Annotated in this window: 15 protein-coding genes; 4 read left to right on the top strand and 11 right to left on the bottom strand. The window is 46.0% G+C overall.

What is annotated here, in order from left to right; genetic code table 11:
* The 8 genes from C5684_RS04750 to C5684_RS04785 all read right to left on the bottom strand — a co-directional run.
* A partial coding sequence (locus C5684_RS04750) for a DNA methyltransferase (RefSeq protein WP_104639568.1) occupies window positions 1-534 on the bottom strand: 534 nt, incomplete at its 3' end.
* Entirely contained in the window at window positions 534-1,640 is a 1,107-nt protein-coding gene (locus C5684_RS04755) for a hypothetical protein (protein WP_104639569.1), read from the bottom strand. The genes C5684_RS04750 and C5684_RS04755, both read right to left, overlap by 1 nt.
* 681 nt (window positions 1,641-2,321) lie before the next feature.
* Complete coding sequence (locus C5684_RS04760; RefSeq protein WP_104639570.1) at window positions 2,322-3,341, bottom strand: GDP-L-fucose synthase family protein; 1,020 nt, start codon at window positions 3,339-3,341, stop codon at window positions 2,322-2,324.
* A gap of 72 nt (window positions 3,342-3,413) precedes the next feature.
* Entirely contained in the window at window positions 3,414-3,887 is a 474-nt protein-coding gene (locus C5684_RS04765) for a methylated-DNA--[protein]-cysteine S-methyltransferase (RefSeq protein ID WP_013889643.1), read from the bottom strand.
* Complete coding sequence (locus C5684_RS04770) at window positions 3,884-5,260, bottom strand: FAD-linked oxidase C-terminal domain-containing protein (protein WP_104639571.1); 1,377 nt, start codon at window positions 5,258-5,260, stop codon at window positions 3,884-3,886. Before C5684_RS04770 ends, C5684_RS04765 begins: the two co-directional genes overlap by 4 nt.
* Before the next feature lie 9 nt (window positions 5,261-5,269).
* On the bottom strand, window positions 5,270-6,373 hold the full coding sequence (locus tag C5684_RS04775) for a plasminogen-binding N-terminal domain-containing protein (RefSeq protein WP_104639572.1): 1,104 nt from the start codon (window positions 6,371-6,373) through the stop codon (window positions 5,270-5,272).
* Window positions 6,366-6,971, bottom strand: coding sequence for an NUDIX hydrolase (locus tag C5684_RS04780; RefSeq protein WP_013889646.1), 606 nt, complete (start codon window positions 6,969-6,971; stop codon window positions 6,366-6,368). The genes C5684_RS04775 and C5684_RS04780 overlap by 8 nt, the downstream gene beginning before the upstream one ends.
* Window positions 6,971-8,125, bottom strand: a complete 1,155-nt coding sequence (locus C5684_RS04785; RefSeq protein WP_104639573.1) for a peptidoglycan DD-metalloendopeptidase family protein — start codon at window positions 8,123-8,125, stop codon at window positions 6,971-6,973. Before C5684_RS04785 ends, C5684_RS04780 begins: the two co-directional genes overlap by 1 nt.
* A gap of 78 nt (window positions 8,126-8,203) precedes the next feature.
* Between C5684_RS04785 and C5684_RS09140 the strand changes: the two genes are divergently transcribed.
* The 4 genes from C5684_RS09140 to flgK all read left to right on the top strand — a co-directional run bounded on the left by C5684_RS09140 (window position 8,204) and on the right by flgK (window position 11,015).
* Complete coding sequence (locus tag C5684_RS09140) at window positions 8,204-8,413, top strand: hypothetical protein (RefSeq protein ID WP_041602769.1); 210 nt, start codon at window positions 8,204-8,206, stop codon at window positions 8,411-8,413.
* A gap of 61 nt (window positions 8,414-8,474) precedes the next feature.
* On the top strand, window positions 8,475-8,699 hold the full coding sequence (locus tag C5684_RS04790; RefSeq protein ID WP_104638389.1) for a flagellar biosynthesis anti-sigma factor FlgM: 225 nt from the start codon (window positions 8,475-8,477) through the stop codon (window positions 8,697-8,699).
* 57 nt (window positions 8,700-8,756) lie between these two features.
* A complete protein-coding gene (locus C5684_RS04795) occupies window positions 8,757-9,185 on the top strand; it encodes a hypothetical protein (protein WP_006018102.1) in 429 nt (142 codons plus the stop codon).
* Between the two features lie 9 nt (window positions 9,186-9,194).
* Window positions 9,195-11,015, top strand: coding sequence for a flagellar hook-associated protein FlgK (flgK, locus tag C5684_RS04800; protein WP_104639574.1), 1,821 nt, complete (start codon window positions 9,195-9,197; stop codon window positions 11,013-11,015).
* Here flgK and C5684_RS04805 read toward each other — a convergent pair.
* The 3 genes from C5684_RS04805 to C5684_RS04815 are packed head-to-tail and all read right to left on the bottom strand — an operon-like array spanning window position 11,005 to window position 14,161.
* Window positions 11,005-12,090: a citrate/2-methylcitrate synthase gene (locus C5684_RS04805; RefSeq protein WP_104639575.1), complete on the bottom strand. Its 1,086-nt coding sequence runs from the start codon at window positions 12,088-12,090 to the stop codon at window positions 11,005-11,007. The genes flgK and C5684_RS04805 overlap by 11 nt on opposite strands.
* Window positions 12,087-12,965: a replication initiation protein gene (locus tag C5684_RS04810; protein ID WP_013889653.1), complete on the bottom strand. Its 879-nt coding sequence runs from the start codon at window positions 12,963-12,965 to the stop codon at window positions 12,087-12,089. The genes C5684_RS04805 and C5684_RS04810 overlap by 4 nt, the downstream gene beginning before the upstream one ends.
* A gap of 44 nt (window positions 12,966-13,009) precedes the next feature.
* On the bottom strand, window positions 13,010-14,161 hold the full coding sequence (locus tag C5684_RS04815; protein WP_013889654.1) for a pyridoxal phosphate-dependent aminotransferase: 1,152 nt from the start codon (window positions 14,159-14,161) through the stop codon (window positions 13,010-13,012).
* Window positions 14,162-14,168: the final 7 nt, after the last annotated feature.

Genomic DNA, 14,168 nt, shown 5'->3' on the forward strand with positions numbered 1-14,168 from the left:
ATTGATAGGGGTTCTAGCCTCAATGTAGCCATAGTGGTAATCTGCTTCCCTTTTTCTCTCATAGCTGGGTAATTCCCCCTTAGTGCCCCAAACAATAAACTCGCATTGTTGTTTAAAGCCATTGGGAAAGGGTCTAGCACCCCTGCCCTTATCCCACACTATCACACCTCTCCAAGCCAAATCCGCTAACTGGACCGCATCAGATAAAGCGGGCAACATGCGCCAATCAATGAAACTAAAAAAGTAGCCACCAGGCTTTAATAATCTTTCAATTTGGGCAAAGATAAAGCCTATCCAAGTAATCCACACGCGTTGGTCTTTGCCATCGCCTAAAAACTCGGGGTAAGCTTTCCCATTTTTGCGGACTAGCAAATATTTATCATTCGTGCTTTTAGCCCGCTCGGCTAAAGATTTCACACCCCCTGAACAATAAGGCGGATCAATGAGCACACAATCAATACAACTATCAGGCAATTTAGCCATAAACTCCAAAGCGTCAGCGTTGAAAACTTGGTTAAGGTAGGGGGTGAGCATTACTCTCTACTCTTAGGCTTTTTGGGATTAAAATGCGCATTGGGGGCTTTTTTGTTGTGGATTTTCTCCCACTTAGCCACCACTGCGTTAAATAACTTTTCCATCTCTGCTAGCTCCTCTTGTTGTTGCGCGCCCTTTTGCTCTAACTCTTGCAAGTTAGCCTGCATTTTGGGCGTGATGCTATTTTCATCTAGTGCGCGCATTCTCTTAACAAGAACATTAAGCTTTTTAAGGCGTTCATTGATGGTGGGGAAGTTGTATTGCAGTGAATGCAAATGCATAGACAAGTCCGCCTCAGTTAAGCCCGCTAGTTCTGCTTCTGAATTTGCCCACTTGCGCAGCTTTTCTAAGTAAATCGGGTTATATCTTATGCTATACATCGGTATCCGTATCTCTTCAGTTGCGTCATAAAATCTCACTTTGAGCTTTTCTAAAGGAGTCAATTTGTCTTTAACACTCCGCCAAGTATGGTATGCGTCTAATTTGGCTTGAAAATCCTTTTTAAAAAACTCAGAACTTGCGATGAATTCTTGCGTGCTTTTTCTTTTGGCTTGAATAGAGGCAATCACTTTATTATTGTGTTCAGGGTCGCCTGCTCTGTATTGGCTATGTGTGCCCTCTAGCATCTGTGCGTGTTCTGTATCCAAGTCTTTGAGTATTTGGGTGTGCTCTGCAATCCATTCTGTATTTTGCTTTACATATCTTTTGTAGTCTGGCACACTCTTAAGGCTAAAAGTCTGTCTGACAATTTTAACAATCTCTTCAGGCTCTGCATTGGTTTCATCCCCCCATGACCGTGTTTGCACTTTAAGCGGGGGTTTGGTATTTTTATCTAAAGGAGTTTGCATGTCTGAATCTATCCCCTTGCCACCGGTTAAAGATGTGGATTTTTGGTTTAATTTTGAATCTAGGTGCTTATATGCTGTGCCTGACTCTGAAGTCCCGGGTTTTGAATTTGATTTTAATAAAGGCTCTTGGTTTTCGTTTAATTCTGTTAAAGATTTTTTCACCACTACAGACTGGTGCGGTGATTCTTGCGACGAAGTGAGTTTAAACGAAGTGAGCAAACTGCTATCTAAATCCGACTCTTGAGCGATCGCCTTCATCTTGCGTCTTAGTTCTTTGGCTTCTTTGTTGTTTAAATTCTCCTCTAGCTGTAATCGCCGTTTCTCTTTGTAAAGCGGGTCTAACTTTTTATTAACATTTCAAATTAAAAAACAACGCCACCAAAGCCCTGATTAGAGAGATTGAGGGGGGAAGCCACATGATGATCTGCCAAAGACCAAGTTAGCCATGAGGCATTAGCTAAGCAACAAGAGGGTGAGAGTGATTAAAAATGGAGCAACGCATTAAGGCAACGGTTGATGAGCATACCCCCATTAAAACTAGATGAAATCAAAACCACCAAGCGGGCGTGCCGTTTAGCTAGGAGCGTGTTAAGGGGCTAGGGATTTAGAGCAGGCGCGTATCAACTTAGCCAACCCGCTTCTAAAACCCACCCAAGAAAATACTCCCCCAAAAAAAGCTCCAAGAATTGGTGGGAGATGGGAATGTCCATATTAGGATGTATCCAAGCACAATAGCCCACCAAAATCCCCACATGGTATCAATAGGGGGTGAATCACCCACCCAGATGGGCGGGCTTTTGTTTAAACTTGCCGGTCAATGCACAATTTGCCCCCCGCCGACATAAATCCCCGTGTGTGGAAACGCATCGGCATTTGAGGCAGTTTGGTAACCCAAGTTACCCTAGCTTTTTCAGTGCCTCTAAGATGCCAGTAACAGCCCTACTTGTTTTGATACCATTGATACACTTCTTCAATGCCTCTTCTTAAGGGGATACTTGCCCGCCAACCCAAGCGGGCGATCTTACTCACATCGCTACACTTTAATAAAGTCCCATCGGGCTTAGAAGTGTCAAACACCAACTCTCCCTTAAAGCCGACAATCTCTTTAATCAAGTTAGCCAAGTCTTTAATGCTAATATCCTCCCCCGTGCCGATGTTGGTATGATTGAGCGTAGAGCTGGCTTGTTGGTGTTGCAAGAGAAATACACACCCCCGAGCTAAATCGCGCACATGCAAAAACTCGCGTCTAGGCGCGCCGCTGCCCCAAATTTGCACCCCTTGCGCACTCACCCCGTGTTGTTCTAAGAGATTTAAGGCTTCTTGCTGGTTAGACACTTGCAAATCCTGCAACACCAAATCTAGGCACTTGTTCTCTAGCAAATGGGCTAGGTGCATTTTGCGCAAAAGCGCGGGCAGGACATGGGAGTTTTGCAGATCGAAGTTATCATGCTCGCCGTATAAATTGGTGGGCATCGCAGAAATAAAATGCGTGCCATATTGGGCGTTGTAGGCTTCACACATCTTCAAGCCCGCAATCTTAGCAATAGCGTAGGGTTCGTTAGTGGGCTCTAAAGGGCTAGTTAAAAGGGCTTGCTCTTTAATAGGCTGGGGGCACTCTTTAGGGTAAATGCAAGTGGAGCCCAAAAAGAGGAGTTTTTTAACTCCATACTTGTAAGCGCAGTGGATCGTATTGGTTTGGATGGCTAAGTTTTGGTAGATAAACTCCGCGCGATAGATGTTATTGGCTAAAATCCCCCCCACTTTGGCCGCGGCTAAAATGACGACATCGGGGCGTTCTATCTCAAAAAATTGTTCGACTGCGCTTTGCTGTGTCAAATCTAACTCAGAATGGGTTTTTAAAATTAAGTTAGTGTAACCCTGCTCTTGCAAAGTTGCCACTAGCGCGCGCCCCACCAAGCCCCTATGCCCTGCTACAAAAATTCTATCACCCTCTTGCATGCACTCTCCCTAGTCTTAAACAACTATCATAGCCAAGCAGGGCAGGCATGTCAAGGTAGAAAGACACAAACCCTATTGCCCCAACACCTTTTTTTCATGCCCTAAAAGCCATTCTTTGGTCTCTGTGCCGCCCCCATAGCCCCCCAAGCCTCCATTTTTGGGTAAAACCCGGTGGCATGGGATCACAATGGGGCATGGGTTTTTGTGGTTAGCATTCCCCACAGCGCGGTAAGCCTTAGGCTTGTTAATGGCTTGGGCGATTTCTTGGTAAGTGCGTGTTTGGGCGTAGGGGATATTTTGCAAAGCATGCCAAACTTGTTTTTCAAAGGGCGAACCCTCTAAACTTAAGGGCAAATCAAAGTTTTTAAGCCCCCCGCTAAAATAGCCCTCTAAAGCCTCTAACACCGCTTGCATGAGAATATTAGGCTTTGGGGTGCTTTGCACTTGTGTTACAAAGTCTAGGCTCACTAAGCCCTTCTCATCTGTGCGCAAGGCCAAATAGGGGCTAGGGAAGCTTTTTGGGGGTTTAAAAAAGGCTAAAATCACAGCCCCATTTTGAAAGGGTTTAAAATGTTGTTGGGGTCAAAGGCTTGTTTGATCCGCCTAAAGAGTGCCATTTCAGACTCATTGAAGGCTAGGGGCATAAACTTAGCCTTAGACAGCCCGATCCCATGTTCCCCGCTTAAAGTCCCCTCTAGGGCAATGGCTGCTTTAAAAATTGCCTCCATCGCCCTCTGACCTTGTTCTAACTGGTTTTCTGGGTCTTCTAGCATGATATTCACATGCACATTCCCATCGCCAGTATGCCCAAAACACGGGATAGCAAAGCCATATTCTGCACTGATACGCCCCACTTCTTCTAGCAAGGCTGGCAGACTAGCGCGGGGCACGGTAACATCTTCGTTTAATTTTTTCTTGCCATAAATGCTGATACTCTGGGAGGCATTGCGCCGTGAAAACCAAAGACTCTCTTCTTCTTGGGGGGTTTGGGCGATTTTAAAATCCACACACCCATTTTCCTTAAAATGCTTTTCAATCTCTTGAAGTTGCCAGCTGATTTGCTCGGGCACGCTCCCATCTACTTGGGTGATCAAAATTGCCCCTGCCTCTATGGGTAGCCCCTTGTTAAAGCGTTGTTCGACCGCCTTGATGGTTAAGTTGTCTAAGAACTCCATTGCCACAGGGGTAACCCCGCTAGCCATACTTTTATACACCGCCTCCATCGCCTCTTTGATGCTGTTAAAAACGCCCATCGCCGATTGGCGTAACTTGGGTTGGGCTAAAAGCTTTAAGGTCATCTCAGTAATAACGGCTAAACACCCCTCGCTAGCGATCAAAATCCCAGCCACATTAAACCCCGCCACATCTTTAATGGTCTTTTTGCCCGCCCTGATGATGTCCCCATTGGGTAACACCGCCCTTAAAGCCATGATATAATCTTTGGTGATCCCATATTTAGCCGCGCGCATCCCCCCGGCATTCTCGCTCACATTCCCTCCCAAAGTGCTTTGATCTTGGCTGGCTGGATCGGGGGGGTAAAACAGCCCGCGTTTTTGGACCACCTCTTGAAAATGCTTGTTGATCACCCCGGGTTGCACCCGAGCAATCAAATTCTTTTCATCAATCTCTAAAATTTGATCCATGCGCTCCAAACTCAACACCAGCCCCCCGCTCACACTGAGTGCTCCCCCAGTAAAGCCACTGCCTGCCCCTCTAGGCACGACAATAATTTTATGCGTGTTGCAATAGGCTAAAATTTGGCTCACATCGTGTTCGTCTCTAGCAAAAATTACCCCATCGGGCAAATGGCGTTCTTTAGTGGCATCGTAGGCATAGGCACTAAGATGTGGGGGGTCGTCATAGAAGTTCCCCTCTCCGACCAAATTTTTCAAGTAGGTTGCATGGCTAGACTCGAGCATAAGCACTCCTTATGGGTTTTGATCCCCTCGCTCTTTTTCTAAACGCCGCTCTTGCTTGAGCTTTTTCTTGGCTTCCTTTTTAGCCTTTTTCTTGGCTTCTCTTTGGGCTTTCTGCTCTGCCTTTTGTTTGGCTAATTGCTCTTGGTATTCTCTTTTGTCCTCCAAATCCTCTTTAGCCCGCTCTTGCGCCCCCACTTGATCCAAGCTCTTTTCCTCCGCCTTTTCTTGTTTGGAGAGTTTGGGCGTGATATTTTCTTTATCCTCTTTTTTCTCCTCTTTGTATTGCTCTTTCAAGCTTTTCTTTTCCTGAGCACTCTTTGCCTCTCTTATTTCCATCTCGTATTCGCGTCTTTGCTCGGCTTTGACAGCATGTTCTAGTCTCTTTTGGGCTTCTTTTTTGAGCAAGTTGTCATAAAAGCCAAAGTAATTTTTGGACTTGCCTCCTGAGAGCACCTTACCCAAAGTGCCCCGATCCACACCCTCTACGCGTGAAAAGAAGGGGGCAGAAGTGCGGCGGACCTTAGAAGTATCGAGTTTTTGACTCTCTAACACTGCAAAGCTTTGGCAATCTAAAATATTGAGGCGATCCGTGCTCACCAAAAAGAGCAAGCCTGCACTATAAATATCGCAAGCTCTTCTAAAAGATCGCGCTGAGGGGTCAAATCCGTTAAAAAAGACCATGAGAAGGTCGGAGCTGATGAAAGTAATATCTGGATAACTATCCTTGACCTGTTCGTATAAATGTGAATCGGGGGCGACTAAAAAGGCTTGGTGGTTAAATTCTCTAAAAATCGCCATGTAGCCTTTTTTGGGCACCATTCTAGGGGTGGGTAAGTGGCGTTGCTTCATCACGCTATATTCCCCATATTTGCCAAAAGCCATGCCATCACGGATATTCACCACTTCTACCTTAGCGGCAATCACATTGTAATCGGTCAATTTGGCTAAAATATAACCTGTTTCGCCGACCTTGAGGTCATAAGCCTGAAAGCGCACAATTTTTTTGCGTGTATCCACCGCATCGATGTTGATTTTGAGAGTCTCATTCCAAGCAATCCCGTGCAAAAAAGCCAAGCTAAAACCCAAAAAGCCCAGACACCACCTTTTAAGCATGGCGATCCTTGCCATGGTTTTGAAACCAAGTCAGCGCATAGCCTAGCCCAATACTCTTGCATTTTTGTTCATCTTGGATAAAACCCTCAGCCTCAGCAAGTGGGAGATAGATAAGCTCAATATTTTCAATCCCCACGCCTCCGCCCTTGTGTCGGTAGTGTTCTTGGGTAATGGAGACGAAAAACATGGTTTGTTTGCTCCCGCTAATGCCCGTTGTGCTATAAAAGACTCCGATTTTTTCAAGCATGCTAGGCGTAACCTCATACCCGCATTCCTCTAAAACTTCCTCGCATGCAATCTCTTCAACACTCTTATGGGTTTTATCCACAATCCCGGCGCAAAGCTCATAGGTGTAGCCATCATGGGTTTGCCCGCCATATAGACACGCGCTCACAAAAACGGGGGGTCTGAATTGCTTGACCAATACAAAACTTTGTTTTTCTACATGGTAGAGCAAGATGGCTACGCTATCATGCACCCTGACCATGTCCCAGCTCTTAGCCACGCCTTCTTCTTCATAAAGAATGCGTTTGGGCTTGAAATAAAGCGAGTTAGGGCAGTCGATGACTTGGATATTGTTATAGGCGATTTTAGGCATTAATAAGTGATCTTGGGGGTTTCTTTTTGGGCGTATTCAAAGGATCGCGCATCTTCTAAAATATTCTTATAGGGCTGGATCGCTTGGCTAAAGAGGTGCTTTTCTTTGCCCATTAACTGATTCTTGGTCGTGCGGATACGCCCGAGTGGATCAATGGGGCGGTTGTTTTTATACACGCCAAAATGCAAATGTGGGCCCGTGCTAAGTCCGGTGCTCCCAACCTTGCCAATCACCTGCCCCCTTCTGACATAACCATGCATTTTAAGACCTTTGGCAAAAGAACTCATGTGGGCATACAGCAAACGCAATTCATTGCCATGCTTGATTTCAATGGCATTCCCATACCCCCCCTTTCTCCCAATAGACACAATGTAGCCATCGGTGGCAGATTTGATCAAGCTCCCTTGTTTGGCAGCATAATCCACGCCATAATGCGGGCGCACCTCGCCCAAAATGGGGTGCATGCGCCCTTGTGAGAATTTAGAGGAGATACGCGAATAATGCACGGGTGTTTCCAAGAGAAAATCCACCACTTCTTTACCCTCTTCATCGTAATATTTGCTCTTATAGGCAAAAATATAATGGCTTTTGCGGTGGGTTTCGACCATGCCCGCTTTGATATTGGGCGCACCAAAAGGCTTGTCTAAGCGGTATTTACGGGTGTAGATGATTCCGAGTTGATCGCCCTTGATCACCCGCTTAAAATTGATGGTTTTTTTATAGATAGCGATAAACTCTTTAGCCAAATTGGCATTCCCACTCACCCTTAAAATATCGCTATAGGGGGATTTTTTAACCCGCATGAAGAGGCTCTTTTGAATTGTGGTGAAAACAATGGGGATAAAGTCCAAGTGGAATTGATCGTTTGTTTTGTCCCGACTCAAACGCAGTTGCACCGCCTCGCTCACGGGCACGAGCACCTGCAATAATTTCCCTTGATCGTCTTTGAGCACATAGTAGGGCATACCAGCTCTAATCTCCGTGCCCAATTCTTTATCTTGGAAAGAAAGGTTATAATAGATTTTAGAATCGATGTTATTTTTATCCAAAAACCTTAACAAGGTCATGCCCTTTTCCCACACCAACTGCTCTGCTACCGCACCAAAGCCTAATCCCGCACAACACGCCCACGCTAAAATTGCCTTGCCAATCACGCATCTCCCTTTAATTAACTAAAGAGGTCATTATATTGTAGAATAACTTATAAATCCATGTTTTTTGGAGGACACACAATGAAAAGAAAATTCAAAGAATCGCGTTGGCAGATTTGGCTTGTGCCCACTGCGACTTTTTTGATCTTTTGCATGGTCTTATCCGGCTTGATGATTTGGACCATCCATGGACCCACAAGTGCATTTGCTAATTTTTCAGACAGCAAGGGATTACGCGTAACCCCGACACAACTACGCGAAGAGTTGGAAAAGTCCATGAAAAAATTTTAGGGCTAAAAATTTTGCTATTTTGGTCGATTGGGTTAAACTAAACCAAATTGGGAAGGACGGCATGCTTAATTCTATCGGAAATACACAACCTCGTGTGTCGCATGTTACCAATAATAGCGTCCATGAGAACCCTACACCCACTAAGAGTCCAGAGAGTAGCCAGCTCCAGCAAGAAACCCATGCTAGCGACAAGGCCGCCCAAATCAAAAAAGCCATTGAAGAGGGGAATTACAAAGTGGATTTAGATAAAACCTCCCATAAAATGGCACAGGATTTGCTTAGCTAGGAGGGTCAGACTAAGGGTCTCCCTTGAGTTTGGCTATTCCAATCTTAAGGGGTGATCATGCTTTATACTTATTTGGAACAATCTGTAGCGGATTTGCAAGCCCTCATTGATTTTACCACTCAGGATTTGGAAGATGTCAAGCTTGCCAAACACGAGGTGATTTTTGCACGCAATGCGCTCAAACAAGAACGCATCCAATCTTTTGAAACTTGCAAATGTCTATTCGATCAAGAGATGATCAAATTGATGGAGCAAAACCCCGATAAATCCTTGCCCGAGCTCTTAGATGAACGCGGATCGGTGCTTTTAAAGCAAATGCGCACACTCTTAGGCACGCTCAAAGAGATCAATGCTGATTATGCCCGGGTGGTTTTTGCCCTCTCAGAGTTTTATTCCTCTTTGATGCAACAAATTATCCCGCATGAAAGCACGGGCTACTACAAGCAAAAAACGATCGCCAGTAGCTTTTTGCAAGTCCAAGCTTAAGGGGGCTTTATGGGCGGAATCCTCTCCTCTTTAAACACCTCCTATACCGGCTTGCAAGCCCACCAAGTGATGGTGGATGTAACCGGTAATAACATCTCCAATGCCAACGATGAGTTTTATAGCCGCCAACGCGTGATCGCCACGCCCCAAACCTCCATTGGCTATGCTGAACGCAATGTCAATATGGGCGTGGATGTGCAAACTATCCAGCGCGTGCATGATGATTTTGTCTTTGCCAGATACGCACGGGCTAACCAAGAACACACCTTTTATAGCACGCAATTTGACAATTTACGCGAAGCCTCCTCTTATTTCCCCGACATGGACGAAGTGGGGATTTATAGCGACTTAAAAGAATATTTCAACGCTTGGAAGGATTTAGCCAAAAACGCCAAAGAACCCGCCCAAAAACAAGCCTTGGTGCAAAAAACCCAAACTTTGACCCAAAATATCCACGACACGCGCGCGCGCTTGTTGGATTTGCAAAAAAAAGCCAGCCACGAATTGGTCAGCACCATTAAAGAAGTCAATCGACTAGGCTCTGAGATTGCCAAGATCAACCGCCACCTTAAAGAGATGGAAGACCCTAAAATGCTCAAACAAGCCAATGAGCTACGCGACAAACGCGATCAATTAGAATTCCACTTAAAAGAGCTCATCGGGGGGAATGTGTCTAAAAAGCATGTGCAAACCAACTCGATCAACGACATCAAGGCGGCTGATTTTGATGATGGGTATGTTTTCAATGTCGCCTATGGGTTTAATATCGTGGATGGTCCCATCTTCCACCCTTTGGTTGTGGAGAATAACGACAACGCCAACGAGTTAGCGCAAATCTATTTTCGGGGCGATGATTTTAAGGTGGTCAATATCACCGATAAGATCAATCAGGGCAAAGCCGGAGCACTCATGGGGGTTTATAATGATGGCTCCAATGGCACGATCAAGGGCAAATTGCAAAATTATTTAGATGCCCTTGATACCTTTGCTAAGGGCTTTATTGAAGCCACCAATGCCATTTATGCCCAAAGCGCTAGCCACAGCATTGAGGGCAAGGTCGTCAGTTTTGAAGATGATCAAGCCCTCAAGGACACCCACTACAACATCAAGAGCGGGAGTTTTGATTTGATCGCCTACAACACTGATGGGCAGGTCATCGCCAAAAAAACGATCCACATCAGCCCGATCACCACCATGCGCGATGTGATCGATCAGATCAACGCCAATACAGATGATAACCACGATAACAACACGACTAACGATTTTGATGATTATTTTGTGGCGCATTTTGATAACAAGGCTAAACAATTCAGTATCCAGCCCAAAAACGGGTCGCAAGGTCTTTTTGTGTCCATCAAGGATCATGGGAGCAATTTTACCGGTGCTTTGGGCTTGAACACCTTTTTTGAGGGGAGCAGTGCTAGGGACATTCGGATCAACAACACTTACAAAAAAGAGCCCACCGCCCTACGCCCATGGTTAGCCCCTATCAAGGGCAACTTTGATGTGGCTAACATGATGCAACAGCTCCAATACGATAAAGTGGATTTTTACCAAAACAAATTTAATGATAAACCGATGACTATTGAGGAATATTACCAGTTTGTGGCGAGCAAAATCCACACAGAGGCGGAGCGATCACAACGCACCTTAGAGAGCAAGGAAGCGGTTTTGCAAGTGGTGAAAAAAGAACATGACTCCATCTCTGCGGTGAATACCGATGAAGAGATGGTTAATCTCATCAAGTTTCAAGGCGGTTATGCCGCTAATGCCAAAGTCATCACCGCCATCGATCGGATGATCGAGACGCTTTTGAGCATCAAGCAATAGGCTTAAAAGAACACCTAGCTGGACCGGTGTAATCTGAATTGGGGCGGATGATCTTATTATCTGTGCGTTGCTCAAAGACATGGGCTATCCAGCCAGCCGCGCGCGACATCACAAAAAGAGGGGTGTAATAAAGGCGTGGGAGCTTGAGGTAGTGATAGACTAGCCCGCCAAAAAAGTCAATATTATCAGGCAAGTTTTTCTCTTTTTGCATGTAATCTTTGATGGCTAAAGCGATGTCAAAGAGCTTGGGATCGCCTAGACCTTTGAGCTTTTGGGCTAATTCCAAGCCCACCGCACTTCTGGGATCGGCGATTTTATAAAGGCGGTGTCCAAAGCCCATGATTTTTTCCTTGCTGGCTAGGCGTTTGGCGATCCCCTTGAGGGCTTCCTCTACGCTGGGATACTCTAACATCAGCTGGATCGCCCATTCATTTGCCCCGCCATGCAAACGCCCCTTGAGCGTGCCAATCCCAGTTACCACGCATGAGTGCAGATCAGAGAGGGTGGAGGCACTGATGCGGCTCGCAAAGGTGGAGGCACTAAAGCCATGTTCGGCATACAAGATCAGCATCGCATCCATCGCCTTAACTTCCACCCACAAAGGTTCTTGCTCTCTTAAGCGTTCCAAGATGAAATGCGCTGTGCTGGTGCGATCTTGCAAGGAAATTTCTTTGCCATGCTTGTGGTAATGGTGCCAATACAAGAGTATGGAGGGCAGACTCCCTAAGATTTGCACGGCTTTATCATATTGATCGCTAAAATCCAAGCTTTCAGCCTCCAAACAGCCCAAAGCCACCACGCCCGCTTTTAAAATATCCATTGGATGCCCTGAGCCTAGCGCGCGCAAAGCCTTTTTAACCCCCATGGGCAATTCGCGGTATTGTTGCAACTGGGCTTTAAAACTCTCTAATTGGGCTTGGTTGGGTAAGTGCCCCACTAAGAGCAAATGTGCGACCTCCTCAAAACTAGCCAAAGAAGCCAACTCCTCAATGGCATAACCCCGGTAGGTCAAGCCCTCTGCACACTGGCAGATCGCACTAGAACCCGCCACAACCCCGGCTAATCCGGCACTCATAGGTGATCCTGACTGGATCGCATATAACCCAACAAGCTTTCTAAATTTTCAAAGTGCATGCCCCACTCTTGGTGTGCGTTTTGGTTGTAAAAAGTCGCCAAGAGGCTGCAGCCATGATCGTGTAAATTAATGAGGTGGTGTTTTTCTTTGGTATTCCTAGGCTTGGAATTTACGATCTCAAAGCTCAAAGATTGATCGCATTCTAGCTGGGCACCCAGCTGTTTGGCTAGAGAATTGAGTTTGCTTTGGCGGTGTAACACGGGCGAGCGGGTGTTGAATTTAAAATCCACAAAGTGCAAACACTTATTTTTAATAGACCTAGACATGCTCAGTTGGCATAGGCTAATGGTGTAGCGTTTGCACTCTAGGAGCACGGGGCGCAAAATCTGGTTATAGGCGTAATTGCTTTTGCAACTAGACGGGATTCCCATGCGCTTTTTAAAGTCCTCCCACTCAAAACGCACCATGTGCATGTGCTTGGAGTGTTGCAAGAGGCGGTAAAGTGTTTTGCTATATTGCCGACTCAAGGCTTGCAACTCTTGCAAATCCGAGAGGGTATAGGGCAAAGACTCCAAGATAGCTACGCATGCTGGATTGAGCGCAAGTCTTAAAGATAGCCGATCGCGATTCAAATGGAGCGTGCTAAAGAGGGGGTAATAATGCTGCTGGTTTGCCCCCTCCTCTAATAACAGACTAAAACCACGGGCTTTTTCTAAAAAACGCATTAGGGCATCCACGCCCAAGGGACTAAGAGCAGATAAACTTTGCGAATCTAAATCAAGAGTGGACCGCTGGTGCAAGGCTTGGAGCAAATGGAATAAAAGCAATCTCTCTTGTCTAGACAGCTTGTCTAAAATTAGAATTGGTTCAGACATAGGACTCCTTTCTAACTTGCTGGTTTCATTGTAACTAAAATTGGCTAATCGCCATGCATAAAGCGTGCTAGACGCGCGCACCCGGTTTTAATTTGCTCTTCCGAACACGCATAAGAGAGGCGCACAAAACCCTCCATACCAAAGGCTATACCGGGCACCAAAGCCACGCCCTCTTTTTCCAACAAGCTTTGGCAAAACTCCAAGCTATCCTGCCCGATCTCAAAAAAGAGATAAAAAGCCCCTTGGGGTTTAGAAACCTTGATCCCCGGGATTTGACTCACCAAATTATAAGCCAGATCACGGCGTTTTTCAAAGGCTAGGCGCATGCGTTCCACATCCACGCGCGCCACCCCGCTTAAGGCACTCAAAGCCGCATGCTGGGCGATGGAATTGATATTAGAAGTGCTGTGGCTTTGCAAGGCGGTTATGTGTTTGAGCAGGGTTTTATCCTTAGTGCCTAAAAAGCCCACACGCCAGCCGGTCATGCTAAAAGCCTTACTCAAGCCATTCACGCTAATGGTGCGATCCAACATGCCCTCTATAGCCCCAAAGCTAAAAAAAGAGCCCTCATAGACCAATTTTTCATAAATTTCATCGCTTAGCACCCACACATTGGTATTTTTCAGCACTTGGGCTAGGGCGTGTAACTCCTCTTGGCTATAGACCATGCCCGTTGGGTTAGAAGGGCTGGTGAGCACTAAAATTTTGCTCTTGGGGGTTAGGGCGTTTTGGAGTTGCTCGGGGGTGATCTTAAATTGGCTTTGGGCGTTGGTGGGGATAAAAACCGGATTAGCCCCGCTATAACGCACCAATTCGGGGTAAGTTACCCAGTAAGGTGCAGGGATGATCACCTCATCTTGGGGGTTGAGCAAGGCTTGGAAGACATTAAACAGGCATTGTTTAGCCCCATTGCTCACCATCACCTCACTAGGGCTATAATCTAGCTGGTTTTCCTCTCTAAATTTGCGTGAGATTGCCTCTAAAAGTGCGGGGATTCCCTTCACTGGGGTGTATTTGCTATAGCCCTTTTGGATAGCCGATATCGCAGCTTCTTTGATACTCTTTGGCGTGTCAAAATCAGGCTCCCCGGCACTAAAGCTTAAAATATCCTTGCCTTGAGCCTTGAGCTCTTGGGCTAGGGTGGTGATTGCAATGGTTTGCGACTGGGCTATATTTTGGATTTTTGTAGCATACATGGTTTCC

The organism is Helicobacter bizzozeronii, from assembly GCF_900196775.1.
In the GTDB taxonomy this organism is placed as follows: Bacteria; Campylobacterota; Campylobacteria; order Campylobacterales; family Helicobacteraceae; genus Helicobacter; species Helicobacter bizzozeronii.